Source organism: Streptomyces sp. NPDC001787, assembly GCF_040297465.1.
Lineage (GTDB): Bacteria > Actinomycetota > Actinomycetes > Streptomycetales > Streptomycetaceae > Streptomyces.
Genome location: NZ_JBEOZE010000029.1, coordinates 37421 through 51890 on the forward strand (window position 1 = coordinate 37421; position 14470 = coordinate 51890).

Annotated in this window: 2 protein-coding genes and 1 pseudogene; all 3 read right to left on the reverse strand. The window is 70.3% G+C overall.

All coding sequences use genetic code 11. The features are described from left to right. Nucleotides 1-12309, reverse strand: a complete 12309-nt coding sequence (locus ABT170_RS31190) for a non-ribosomal peptide synthetase (RefSeq protein WP_351872920.1) — start codon at nucleotides 12307-12309, stop codon at nucleotides 1-3. A gap of 663 nt (nucleotides 12310-12972) precedes the next feature. Beyond that, nucleotides 12973-14070, reverse strand: coding sequence for a prephenate dehydrogenase (locus ABT170_RS31195; RefSeq protein ID WP_329944526.1), 1098 nt, complete (start codon nucleotides 14068-14070; stop codon nucleotides 12973-12975). An 82-nt stretch (nucleotides 14071-14152) separates the two neighbouring features. Then, nucleotides 14153-14432: pseudogene (locus ABT170_RS31200) on the reverse strand (IS5/IS1182 family transposase); the annotation flags it as partial. Nucleotides 14433-14470 lie beyond the last annotated feature (38 nt).

The following is a 14470-nucleotide window of genomic DNA, read 5'->3' on the forward strand; positions in this document are numbered from 1 at the left end:
TTACAGCGCTTGTTCATCGGCCAGTCCGGCCTCGAGTTGGTCCATCTGGTCGGATGAGAGATCGACGAGCGTGCCCGCCGAGGACTCCGGCACCTCGGTGGCATGGCCGTCGGCGGGGAGTTCCGCGACAAGCACCGCCAGCCGTTCCGGCGTCCTTTCCTCGAACACCTGCCACGCGGCCAGTTGCAGCCCCTTCCGGCGGGCTCGGGCCGAGAGCTGCATCGACATGATCGAATCGCCGCCGAGTTCGAAGAAGCTGTCGTCGGCACCCACCCGGTCCAGGCCGAGTACCTCCGCGAACAGTTCGCACACCCTCGCCTCCATCGCCGTGCGCGGCTCCCGCCCGGAAGACATCCCGGTGAAGTCGAGGGTCAGCAGCGCCCGGTGATCGAGCTTGCCGTTCGGGGTGAGTGGCATGTTCTCCAGCGCCACGAATGCCGCGGGCATCATGTACTCCGGCAGGCGTTCGGCCGCCAGCTCGCGCAGCTCGGTGGTCAGCGTGCCGTTCTCGCCGGAAGCGTCGGCCGACGGCACGACATACGCCATCAGCTGCTTGTCGCCGGGGCCGTCCCTGCGGACCGCGACCGCCACCTGGCCGACCCCCGGATGCTCCGCGAGCACGGCCTCGATCTCAGCCGGCTCGACCCGGTATCCGCGCACCTTGACCTGCGCGTCGACCCGGCCGGCAAAGAGCAGCTGGCCCTCCCGGTTCCAGCGGAACATGTCGCCGGAGCGGTACATCCGCTCACCGGGGGCGAACGGACTCGCGACGAACCGCTCCGCCGTCAGGCCAGGGCGTCCGAGGTATCCACGAGCCAGTCCGACGCCCGTGATGTAGAGCTCGCCGACCACTCCCGGCGGTACCGGCTGGAGGAAGGCGTCGAGCACGTAGTGCCGCACGTTGTGGATCGGGCCGCCGAGCGGGACCACATCGTGTCCTGGAGCCAACGGGGCACTCATCGTCGAGCAGATGGTCGTCTCGGTCGGCCCGTAGGCCTGGATCACCCGACGGCCCGGCGACCAGCGGTCCACCAGTGCGGCCGGCAGTGCCTCGCCGCCCGTCAGCACTGTCTGCAGGGTGTCCGGCAGGTCGTCCTCGCTCGCCAGCACGCTCGGCGACACGGTCAGGTGGGTGATACCCGCCCTGCGGATCGCGTCGCCCAGTGTCACCCGGGGCGGCATGCTCTCCGCGTCCGGCAAGACCAACGTCGCACCGGCCAGCAAGACCATGTAGAGCTCGGAGACGATGGCGTCGAATCCGATCGCGGACAACTGCAGGACACGCGAGGAGGACGTCACGGCCATCCGCTCGATGTGCGCGTACCCCAGATTGACGAGTCCGGAGTGGGCCACCAGGACGCCCTTGGGCACCCCTGTCGACCCCGAGGTGTAGATCACGTACGCCGCGTCGTCGGGTGCCACCGGCGACAACTCCACACCCGGATCGGCGGCGGGCAGCTCATCCAGCACCAGCACCCTGCCCGCGAACTCCGCAGGCACGACCGCGCGAGTCTTCCTCGTGCACACCAGCACCTCTGGCGCCGAGTTCGCCAGGATGAACTCGATGCGCTCACGGGGATAGTCCGGATCGACCGGTACGAACGCCCCGCCGGCGAACAACACCCCCATCAGGGTCACCGCCAGCTCGGCCGAGCGCTCGACCAGTACTCCCACCCGGGCCTCACGCCGCACGCCCGAGCCCACGAGCAGTCGCGCCAGCGCTTCCACCTCGCCGAGCAACTCGCTGTACGACAGGCTCCGCGCCGCGTCCTGCACCGCCGGCGCGTCCGGCGTCTGCTCGACCTGCCTGCGGAACAGCACCGGCAGTGTCTCCGCCGCAACCGGCTCGTCGGTCCTGTTCCACTCGTCCGCCACCAGGCGGCGTTGCTCAGGTCCGATCAGGCCGACCCGTCCCACCGGCGTCCGGGGATCGGCCACGACCTGCTCAAGAGCCCGGAGGAGCGACGCGAGAAGCTCCTCGACCTGGGTCCGCTCGAACGCGTCCGGCCGGAAGATGACTTCGCCGTGGACGGGACCCGCTACGGATGCGCGCATGGACAGTGGGTAGTGCCCGGTGTCGTTCGGAATTCCCGCGGGACGCATGACGAGTGCGTCGGGTTCGTCGGACACGGGCGGCGGGGGCGGGTAGTTCTCGAACACCACGATCGTGTCGAATGCCGCGCCGGGCCCGGCATGCTGTTTGATCTCGGTCAGCCCGACGTGCTGATGCGGTATCAACGCGACCTGCCGTTCCTGCAGGTCCGCCAGCATGTCGACGAACGGTTCGGCGCCGGCCAGGTGGGCCCGGACGGGCAGCATGTTCATGAACAGGCCGACCGCGGACTCGATACCGGGGATCTCGGGCGGACGACCGGCCACCGCGGCGCCGAAGACCACGTCCTGACGACTGGTCAGCCGGGCCAGCAGCAGTGCCCAGACCCCTTGGAAGAGTGTGTTCGCCGTCACACCGTGTTGGCGGGTGAACTTCACCAGGCGCCGGCTCAGATCGTCGTCGAGTGCGAACCCGACCCGGTCGGGCTCGACGGGCGCGATGATCGTCTCCGGTGGCACGACGTGGGTCGCCTCGTCGAGCCCCGCGAGTTCGGCCCGCCACGCCTCCCGGGCAGCTGCCTTGTCCTGGTGAAGGGTCCAGGCGAGATAGTCGCGGTACGACGTCGGGGTCGGCAACGCCCGGCCCTCACCGCCGGCGTAGTACGCCGCCAGTACCTCACCGGTGATGAGCGGCAGGGACCATCCGTCCGCCGCAATGTGATGCGACGTGAAGACGAGCCGGTGCCGGCGGTCACCGAGACGCAGCAGGTGCAGACGCAGCTGCGGCGCCCGGGTCAGGTCGAACCGCTCGGCATGCAGCTCCGCCGCGAGACGGTCGACCTCCGCCAGCGCCTCGTCCTCGGGCAGATGGGACAGATCGGTCTCCTGCCAGGGCAGCGTCACCTCGCCGGCGACCGCCTGCACCGTCGCACTGGACCCGAGCTGATGAAAACTCGCCCGCAGGGCGGGATGCCGGTCCAGCAGCACCTGCCACGACCTGCGGAAGTTGGCGACGTCCAGCGGTCCCTCGATGACGAGGGTACGCATACTCGCGTAGACGTCCGGGCCGCGCTCGTCGGCGGCGTGGAACAGCAGGCCCTCCTGGAGCGGAGACAGCGGCCAGATGTCGACCAAGCCCGGTACGGCGGCCTCGACCTCCGCCACATCCCGCTGCGTCAGCGCGGTGAGCGGGAAGTCGGACGGCGTGTGCCCCCCGACGCCGCCGGCGTCGACGTGGGCGGCGAGGCCGGACAGCATGTCCATCCAGCCCTGCCCGAGCGACTCCGCCTCGGCTTCGCCGAGAATGCGCCCGGCCCAGGTCACGGTCAGTTCGAGCTCGGGTCCGTCGTCGGCGTCCAGCACGACCGCGTCGATCTCCAGGACGTGCCGCAGGGCCGTGTCCTGGTCCGTCGTACCGCCGATGGTCCCCACCATCTGCCAGGGCTCCGCGGCACCGTCGGGCCGGGACGAAAAGCGGCCGAGGTAGTTGAACCCGATCTCCGGCTTCGGCAGTGCCGCCAGGGCCGGCCCGGTCTCGGCGTTGAGGTAACGCAGCATCCCGTAGCCGAGCCCGCCGTCGGGCACGGCTCGCACGTTCTCCTTGACGCTCTTCAGCAGCCGACCTGCCGCGTCGCCACCCGAGACGGCTTCGGCCGTGTCGATCCCGGCCACATCCAGCCGGAGCGGATGTATGTCGGTGAACCAGCCGACCGTCCGGGACAGGTCCAGGTCACCGATGGGCTGGCGGCCGTGACCCTCGACGTCCACCACGACGGCCGTGTCGCCGCGCCATCGGGCCACCGCGCCCGCCAGGGTGGCCAGCAACACCTCGTGAACACCACAGTGGAAGGCCGAGGTTGCCTTCGCCACGAGCACGCCGGCCTTGTCCCGCGGCAACCTCCAAGACCTGCGTCCCGCGGTCGACATCGTGTCGCGCGTGGGGTCGAACTCGCCCGGCCACGACTGCGCTCCGTCGAGGATCGCCGTCCACGTCCCCAGCTCCGCGGTCCGGATCGCCGCCTGGTCGGCCAGTGTTCGCGCCCAACGCCGGTACGAGACGTCGACCGGATCGAGCGCCGGTTCCCGGCCCGCGGCCACGGCCGCACACGCCTCCTGCAGGTCCGGCAGCAGGACTCGCCACGACACGACGTCGGCCAGGAGGTGGTGCGCCACCACCACGAGCCGTCCGGGGCGGCCGGGTCCGGCGTCCACCCACACCGCCCTGATCATCACGCCGGCGGCGGGATCCAGCCGGGCGGCCGTCTCCTCGGCGCAGCGCTCCGCGATCTTGTCCACGTCACCGGCACCGGCCTCGACCCGCTCGACCAGCGTCGCCGCGGTCACCGCTGCCCGGTCGGCCACGACCAGTCGGGGCTGCTCTCCGTCGGTCTCGACGATCCGGCTGCGCAGCATGTCATGGGTGTCGATCACCGCGGCCAGTCCGGCCGCCAGCACGTCCACGGACAGGTCGTCGGGCGCGCCCACGGTCACCCACTGCGCCAGTGCGCGTCGGGTCATCGCGCGGGGATCGCGTTCGAGCAGTGCCCGCACCACTGGCGTCCACGGAACCTCGCCGATGCCGTCGGCGACGTCGGCCCGCGCCGGTCCGCCACGCTCGGCGACCGCCGCGATCCTCGCGGGCGTCTTCTGCTCGAAGACCTGCTTCGCCCCGAAGACGAGATCCTCACGACGCGCGCGGGCGGCCAATCGCATCGACAGGATCGAGTCGCCGCCCAGCTCGAAGAAGCCGTCGTCGGCGCCGACCCGGTCCAGCCCGAGTATCTCGGCGAACAGGTCGCACAACACACGCTCGGCCTCGGTACGCGGCTCGCGGCCTGCCGCCCTCGCGGTGAACTCCGGAGCTGGCAGGGCCGCACGGTCGATCTTTCCGTTGAGCGTCAGCGGGAAGCCGTCCAGCACCACCACCACCGCGGGCACCATGAACTCCGGCAGCCGCGCCGCGAGCTGCTCGCGGATCGCGTCGGAATCCGGTCCCGTATCCCCTTCCGTGGTCACATACGCGATCAGCCGCTTCTCGCCGGGCTGGTCCTCCCGCACCACCACGATCGCCTGCGCGACCTGCGGAACCTCGGCCAGGACCGCCTCGATCTCCCCGGGCTCCACACGGTAGCCCCGGATCTTCACCTGGGAGTCGGCCCTGCCGACGAACAGCAGCTCACCGTGGTCCGTCCAGCGCGCCAGGTCGCCGGTGCGGTACATCCGCCCGCCCGTCGCCCGACCACCACGTACGGAGGCGGGAGCGAACGGATCGGCGACGAACCGCTCCGAGGTCGGCCGGCTCGCGCCCAGATAGCCGTGCGCGAGGCCGGCGCCCGCGAGGTAGAGCTCGCCGGTCACGTTGGGCGCCACCGGCTGGAGGAACGCGTCGAGCACGTAAGCCTGCCGCCCGGCCAACGGTCGGCCGATCGGCAAGGTGCCGCCCGTCTCGTCCCCCGGTTCGAGGAGGTGCCACGTGGCGCAGAGGGTGATCTCGGTGGGGCCGTAGAGCTGCCGGACTCGAACCTCCGGGCACGCCCGGCGCACCCGCGCGACGGACGCGAGTGGTACCGCGTCACCGCCGGTCAGGATCTCGCGCAGCCCGCGGAAGGACTCCGGCGATTCCTCGGCCACCACCCGGAAGCTCCCGGCCGTCAGATGGGCGGTGGTGACGCCACGCTCGATCGCCTCGCGCAGCTGCTGCGCGTCGACCGCGCCCGGTTCCGCGACCAGCACGCGGGCCCCGCTGACCAGTGGCACCCAGATCTCCACCAAGGACGCGTCGAACGCATGCGAGGCGTGCAGCAGCACGCAGTCGTCCGGGCCCTGCGACCAGCCGGCGTCGCTCGCCAGCGCCGCCACGCTTCCGTGCGGCACCACGACGCCCTTCGGGACCCCGGTCGATCCCGACGTGTACATCACATAGGCCACGTCGTGCGCCCCGACCGTGAGTGCCGGCGCCTCGTGCGGCACTCCCCCGATCGCCGGTGCGTCCATGACCACCGGCTCGACCCCGTCCGGCACCGCGTTGCGGGTCGCTCCCACGCAGACCGCCACCCGTGCGCCGGCATCGGCCAGCATCCGGTCGATCCGTTCCGCGGGGTAGTCCACATTCACCGGCACCTGCGCGGCCCCCGCCTTCCAGACCGCGAGCAGGGCGACGAACAGGTCCGCGCCTCGTTCCATCACCACGCCGACGCGGTCGCCACGCCGCACGCCCATCCCGGCGAGGTGCCCTGCCAACCAATCCGATGTCCGGTCGAGTTCGGCGTACGACAGGGTGCGTGCCCCGTCCATGACCGCCACCGCATCCGGGGACCTGTTGGCCTGCCGCCGGAACAGCGACAGCACCGACCGGCTGCCGTCCGCTTCGCCGACCGAGCTCCCGTGCTCCACCACCGACGCACGCGTCGATTCGTTCGTCACGGCCAGGCGGCCCACCGGAAGCGAGGGCTCCGCCACCATCCGTTCAATGACCCGTACGACCTGCCTGGCAACCTCGGCGGCCGTTTCGCGGTCGATCCGATCGGGCCGGTAGGCCACGTCGATCCGCAAGCGGTTCCCGGGAGAGACGCTCATGGTCAGCGGATATCCGGTACCGGTCCGGGTGCGGATCGAGCGGATCGCGAACCCACCGTCGCCGCCGGGACCGGCGTCGTCGTCCGGGTAGTTCACGACCATCACGATGCTGTCGAAGATCGCGCCCGTCCCCACCAGCCGCTGGATTTTGGACAGTCCCAGGTACTGATGCTCCGTCAACGCCGCTTGGCGCCTCTGCAGGTCCTGAAGCATGTCCAGCGTCGGCCGGCTGCCTTCGAGGCGCACACGCACGGGGACGGTGTTGATGAACATCCCCACCATCCGCTCGACGTCCGGCACATCCGCGGGACGCCCCGACACCACGGTCCCGAACACCACGTCCGTCCGGCCCGCCAGCCGCGCCAGCACCAACGCCCATGCGCCCTGCACGATCGTGCTCAGCGTCAGTCCATGGCCACGTGCGAAGTCGGTGAGGGCCTGCGTCGCCCCCTCGGGCAGCCATTCGGCGTGCCCGTCCGGCATGACCATCGACTTGTCCGCGTCGGCGTCCATCAGGGTCGGTTCGTCCGACCCGGCGAGCTCGGACAGCCACGCCGCTCGTGTCGCCTCCTCGTCCTGACGGCGGAGCCACGCCAGGTAGTCCCGATAGGACGGCGGCTTCGACGAGCCCTGTCCACCCGCGTAACCCGTCGACATCTCACCCAGGACGATCGGTGTGGACCAGCCGTCCAGGACCACATGATGCGACGTCACGACGAGCCGGTGCCGGCTCTGACCGAGACGGATCAGCAGCAGCCGGAGCAGCGGTGCCCTGGTCACATCGAACCGCTCCGCCTGGTCCCGCGCGAGCAGGCGCTCGACCTCCGCCGTCGCGGCCTCCTCGTCGAGGTGCGACAGGTCGGCCTCACGCCATGGGATATCGACCTCGCCCTCGACGACCTGGACCGTTTCGCCGGATCCGAGCTGGTGGAAGCTCGTCTGGAGCGACTCGTGCCGAGCGACCAGCCGTTGCCACGCCGTACGCAGCCGTTGCGCGTCGACCGGTCCGTCGAGGTCCAGGATCCGCTGACTCTGGTAGACGTCGACGCCGTCCTCGTCGATGGCCCGCTCGAAGAGCATGCCTTCCTGCAGCGGTGACAGGGGCCAGACGTCCGTCAGCCCTGGCGCCGCGGCCTCCAGATCCGCCACGTCCCGCTGTGTCAGCTCGACGAGGTCGAAGTCGGACGGGGTGTGCCCGCCGGTGTCGGGATCCTCGGCCAGCGCCGCGAAGCCGGTCAGCATCTCCAGCCATGCCTCACCGAGACGCTCCACCGTGGCGGGGTCGAGATCCCTGCCTACGATGGACAGCCTCAGCCGGGGTCCGGCGGGCGTGTCCTGAACGTCCGCGGCGACCTCCATCGGGTGGGCCGCAAGCATCTCCGGACCGCCACCGAGCGACTCGTCGCTCCCCTGCCACGCGGTCTCCTCGGCGGCGAGGCTGGACCGGCCGAGGTAGTTGAATCCGATCTGCGGGGACGGCAACTCGGCCAGCCTGGCCCCGGTATCGGGGTTGAGATAGCGCAACAGCCCGTAGCCGAGGCCATCGCCGGGGACGGCGCGGGCCTGTTCCTTCACGGCCTTCAGCAGCTGCCCGGCCGCGGCGTTCCCCGCTGCGGCGGCGGCAAGGTCGACATCGGAGACATCGAGGCGGACCGGGTGGACGCTGGTGAACCAGCCCACGGTGCGCAACAGATCCTCACCGTCGGCGGCATGGCGACCATGGCCTTCCACGTCCACCAGAATCCCGGCGCCGGCACCGCCCCGGCGCGCCACCGCACCCCCGAGGCCCGCCAGCAGGACTTCGTGAATCCCGCAGTGGAAAGCCTTCGGAAGCCGGGAGACCAAACCGCGCGCCGTGGTTCCGGACAGCGTCCGTGACCACGAGTGCGACTGCCCGGTCTGCCTTTCGAGGGACGAGTCCGCACCATCCAGTACGGCGACCCAGTGATCGACTTCAGCGATCGTGCTCTCGCTGAAGGCCTGCTCGGTCAGCCGCCGCGCCCAGTGCCGATACGACGTCGTCGCGGGCTCAAGGGCAGGGAGCCCGCCGGAGATCACCGCGTCGTACGCCGATCGCAGATCCGGCACCAGGATTCCCCATGAGACCGCGTCGACCGACAGATGGTGCACCACCAAAGCCAACCGGCCCGGCCGGTCGCTTCCGGCGTCGACCCACACGGCCCGCACCATGATTCCCGCCGACGGGTTCAGCGTGCCGGCCGCCGTCCTGGCTTCGTGCTCGGCGAGCTCATCGAGGTCCGCGGTCCCGGCCGGCACCCGCGTGACCAGGCCGGCCGCGTCCACCGCGCCGCGCTCGGCCACGAACAGCCGTCCGTCCGGCTCCACCCGTGCCCGCAGCAGATCGTGCACATCCAGCACCGCTTGCAGGGCGATCACCAGGGCATCCGGACTCAGGTCTGCCGGGGTGACGACGACTTTCGCCTGCACGAAGTCAGGGCGCACCGCAGCGTCCCCGAGGGCACGCATCACCGGCGCCCAGGGGATTTCTCCCACGCCTGTGCCCGCCTCGGAGCGGTCCCGTATGCGTGTCGTCAGGGCCTCTTGTGTCAGTGCCGCAAGTCGCTCTGGGGTCCGGTGCTCGAATATCTGCCGCGGGGTGAGGAAGATCCCCTCGCGTCGCGCACGGGCGGCCACCTGCATCGACGAGATCGAGTCCCCGCCCAGCTCGAAGAAGTTGCCCTCGACCCCGACCCGTTCCAGGCCAAGGACTTCGGCGAACACTCCGCACAGGATGCGCTCGGCCTCCGTGTCCGGCTCGCGGCTGACCGCCTTCGCGGCGAAGTCCGGTTCGGGCAGGGCCTGCCGGTCCACCTTTCCGTTGACCGTCAACGGCAGCTGGTCCAGCACCAGCACCGCGGCCGGAACCATGAACTCGGGCAGCGACTCGGCGAGCTGCTCGCGCAGCCGCACCGGGTCGACGTCGTGCCCCGCTTCGGCGACCGCATAGCCGATCAGCTGCTGCTCGTCCCGTACGGACACGACGGCCTGGCCCACACCGGGCAGGCCGGCGAGGACCACCTCGATCTCGCCGGGCTCCACTCGATACCCGCGGATCTTGACCTGGTCATCGGCACGTCCGGCGAACGCCAGCGCACCCTGGTCCGTCCAGTACGCCAGGTCGCCGGTCCGGTACATGCGCTCGCCCGTCGCCCGGCCACCGCCCCCCGCGGAGGCGCTGTGCGCCGCCGCGTCACCGGGAACGAACGGATCGGCCACGAACCGCTCCGCCGTCAGTGCCGCACGACCGAGGTAGCCCTGTGCCACACCGGCTCCAGCGACATACAGCTCGCCCACCACGCCCGGAGGCACAGGGCGCAGGAACGCATCGAGGACGTATGTTCGCCGCCCCGAGAGCGGTCGTCCGATCGGCAGCACTGATCCCGTCGTGTCGCCGGGTTCGAGCAGCCACCACGTCGCACACAGCGTGGCCTCCGTCGGGCCGTAGAGATGCCGCACGCGCACGCCAGGACTGCTGCGCCGCACCCGCTCCACCGCCGCGGGCGGCACCGCGTCCCCACCGGTCAGCACCTCGCGCAGACCGGCGAGCGACTCCGGTGACTCCTCGGCCACCACCCGGAAGGTCCCCGCGGTCAGGTGGGCGACCGTGACACCGTCGGCCACATAGCCGGCCAGAGCCTCGCCGTCCACCGCACCCGATCCGGCCAGCACCACCCTGGCACCCGAAAGCAGCGGCACCCACAGCTCGAACAGGGATATGTCGAACGCGTGCGAGGCATGCATCAGCACGGCGTCATCGGGGCCGATGGCCCATCCCGGCTCCCCGACCAGCGCCGCGACGTTGCCGTGCGTCACCACGACGCCCTTCGGTGTTCCCGTCGACCCCGATGTGTACATCACGTACGCGAGGTCGTCAGCGTGTACGCCAACGGACAGACGGGGGCACTCCGCCACCGCCTTCCGCGTCCGGGCATCGTCCAGGACGATCGGATCGAGCCCTCCGTCCAGTACGACATCTCGGTACGCTTCTGCGCACAGCACCGCCGACGGCCCCGCATCCGCGAGCATGAACTTCAGGCGTTCCGCCGGATAGGCGGGATCCACGGGGACGTACGCCGCTCCTGCCTTCCACACCGCGAGCAACGTCGCGATCAGCTCGGGCGACCGGCCCATCACCACGGCCACCCGGTCCCCGCGCCGAACTCCCCTGCCGCGCAGATAGCCGGCGAGCCGCTCCGCGTGCTCAGCCAGTTCCCCGAACGACATCGCCCGATCGCCATCGACGACCGCCGCCCTGTCGCGGTGGCGCTCCACCTGACGGTCGAACAGATCCGGGGCCGGCCGGCCCGGCATCATGGCGGCTGTCGCACCCCATTCGTTGACCACCTCACGCTCGGCCGCGGTCGTCACATCGACCTCGGCCACCGTCAGGTCGCCCGCGCCCGTCAGCTGACGCAGAACCTCCTTCAATCGCTCAACGATGGAGAATGCTGTGGCCCGATCGAAGAGCTCCGTCAGATAGTCGAGTTTGAGGAGCATCGATTCGCCGGGGACACAAACCAGCGTCAGCGGGTAGTGGGCGGCTACCCGGCCCTGATTTATTCGAATGCCAAAGTTTCCCTCGGAGTCCGATTCGGCGGGCTTGTTGGGGAACTTCTCGAAGACGAGCAGGGTATCGAAGACCGCGCCGGGGCCGACCGCCTGCTGTATGTCCACCAACCCCACGAACTGGTCAGGTATGAGCGCCGACTGCCGTTTCTGCAATTCCGCCAGCAGCTCCATCACCGGCATCGAGCCGCGGAGCCGCACGCGCACCGGAACGGTGTTGAGGAATAGCCCCACCATCTCCTCCACGCCGGGCAGATCCGGCGGGCGCGCCGATACCGCCGCCCCGAACACCACGTCCGTCCGGCCCGCCAGTCGCGCCAGCACCATCGCCCACGCGCCTTGCACCACGGTGTTCAGCGTCAGCCCATGGCCACGAGCCAGCTCGTCCAGCGAGCGCGTGAGGGTCGCGGGCAGCTCGATCTCGACGCTGTCCGGCACGCCGGGCGCTCGCCCCGGATCGGCGGGCGCCACCAGCGTCGGCTCCTCGGCACCACGCAGCTGCGCCGCCCATGCCGACAGGGCCCGCTCCTTGTCCTGCCTGCTCAGCCACGCGAGGTAGTCCCGATATGACGTCACCGCAGGCAGGGCCAGCGGGTCGCCGCCGGCCGGGTACAGCTTCGACAGCTCGTTGACCATGACCGGCAACGACCAGCCGTCCGTGATCGTGTGATGGCAGGTCATCACCAGTCGATGCGTACGGTCGCCGAGGCGGATCAGGGTCAGCCGCAGCAACGGCGCCTGCGCGAGGTCGAATCGCGTCGTCCGATCCTCCTCGGCCAGCTCGCGCACGGCCTCGTCGGGGTCATCGAGGTGGGAAACGTCGACCTCTCGCCACGGAAGCTCCACCTCTTTGAGGACGATCTGCACCGTCTCGCCCGATTTACGCTGCCGAAAGCAGGCCCGAAGCGGAGCGTGCCGGGTCAGCAGCGCCTCCCATGCCGCGCGCAGCCTGGCCGCGTCCACCGGCCCGTCCAGGTCCAGGATCCAATGGCCTACGTAGACGTCGGGCCCTTCGCCGTCGTAAACCGCGTGGAAGAGCAACCCAGCCTGCAGTGGCGAAAGCGGCCAGATGTCCTCGATCCGCGACTGGGCCATCAATGTCTCCCTTAATCAGCTATGGGCTTGACGTTGGTCGTCGAACTCAGCCGTGAATTCCTCAAACTCGCCCTGATCCAGGTCGAGGAGGTCGACGTCGAATGCGGAACGTGCCGCACAGAAGAATCATCCGCCTGACGGGCGAGCCCGGACAACATGTCCAGTCGCACCAGCCGCGGTCGCTCGATCGCGGTCGTCCGATACACCCGCAGACCACTCTCGTAACCCGCCGTTCCAAGGGCTGTCCCGCAATCCCTGGCGGATCAGCGCGCGGCGCCAGATGCGGTGCACCGCAACGCGGAGGGACGCCCGCATACTGAATGCATGGGGGCGTCCGGACAACGCGGCGAGGTGCCGCAGCGGTCGTCGTGCGCCCGCCGGCACCGACTCCGTCGGCGGACGTCATGAGGCTTCTGGGCCAAGGGCTGGATCCGAGTGGTGCCGTGCCGTCGTAGGGACGGGAAGGTTGCCTGCCGTTCCAGGCCGAGGGGATCCCGACGGACAACGGGGCCGATGTCCGGTCCGCTTTCCACTTCCACGTGCTCGACAAGGCATCGCGCACGCCTCGCCCCAGGCGTAGTCCATGGTCTTCGGTCGCACACCCGCGGCGCGAACTCCTCGCCGCCCAGGGACTCGGGCCACACATCGGGCCGAGGCCGGCGCTCAGCGCTCGTGCCAGCCGCCGATCCGCAGGGCTTCCCTCAGCGGTGCCGTCATGCCGGGAGCGACGCTGACATGGACCAGGCCGGCCTGGCGGCCGGTGGCATGCTCGATGCGGATGTCCTCGATGTTGACGTCCGCGCGGTCCGCATCCGTCAGCAGCCGTGCCAGTTCGCCCTGCTGGTCCCCGATCATCACGGTCACCGATTCGAACCGCTCAGGCTGCGTCCCGTGCTTGCCGGAGATGCGGCCGCGGCCTGACTTCCCCTTGCGCAGCATGGTCCCGACCGTCTTCATGCCACTGCTGCGCTTGGCTTCGTCCGTCGCTGCCATGGCGCGCAGCCCGGCAACCATCTCGCCCAGATCGGCGCCCAGTTCGTCCAGGACGTCCGCCACGACCGCGGCGTTGCCGCCCAGGATGTCCAGCCAGAGCTGGGGGTCGGCCTCCGCGATCCGGGTCAGGTCCCGCAGCCCCGGGCCCGCCAGGCTCACCTCACGTTCCTCGGCGCTGTCCAGGCGCATCGCGACCAGGCTCGCCACCACATGGGGCGCGTGGGACACCAGCGCCACGGCACGGTCGTGCGCCGCCGCCTCCATCAGCACAGGAACAGCGCCGCACAGCGTCACCAGTTCCAGTGCCGTGTTGAGCGTTTCGGTGTCGGTGTCCGCCGTCGGCGTCAGCGCCCAGGTGCGGCCCTCGAAGAGGTCGCCCCGGGCCCTCAGCGGACCGCTGCGCGACGCGCCCGCCATGGGATGTCCGCCGATGTAGCACGAGGTGTCGCATTTGAGGGCGATGACGTCGTGCTGCGGTTCCGCCTTCACGCTCGCCACGTCCGTGTAGTGCCGCGCCAGGTGCCTGCCCTGTGCGTCCGCCAGCACCTTGCCGATCAGCGGCGGGGGCACCGCGACGATCGCCAGGTCGACGGCTTCCGTGGGCGACTGCACCGTACCGGCGCCCAGCGACGCGGCCGTCCGGGCAGCCGCCGAGTCGACGTCCCTGAGGTACACGGTCACGCCACGCGCCCGCAGCGCCAACGCCACCGACGTACCCATCAGTCCTGTGCCGATCACCAGCGCGGAGTGCATCACGGCCACATCCATTCCTAGTACCTGAGAGCTGCGCGGGAGGTTCGCTCCCGTGCCGGACGCCGACGAAGCGGCGCGATCCATGACTTCGGCAGGTGATCCGGTGACGGACGAGGCGTCCGACCCGGAACCACCTGATCTGGCACCACATCAGGAAGCGGCGGTGGGGCGTGGAACCGGAGACGCCGAAGCGGGGTGGTAGCGCCCGCCGGACGCGGTTCGCGACCAGTCCCTTGGGGGATGGCCGCGAACCGCGTCTCCTCAGGTGTGTCCTGAGTCCCGCCGCCCTGAGGCCGCACCTTCGACGGCGGGATCAGTGGCTTCGCGATCTCCGACACCCCGCCTGAGACCGTCCAACTCCACTTCTCGCGCCGCATGTTGAGGTTCTGCCGTGCCTCACCGCTGAGGACACTGT

Bases quoted from the DNA above. Each gene is read 5' to 3' on its own strand.
- ABT170_RS31195 (WP_329944526.1), bottom strand. From the start codon at position 14,070: ATGGATGTGGCCGTGATGCACTCCGCGCTGGTGATCGGCACAGGACTG.
- ABT170_RS31190 (WP_351872920.1), bottom strand. From the start codon at position 12,309: ATGGCCCAGTCGCGGATCGAGGACATCTGGCCGCTTTCGCCACTGCAG.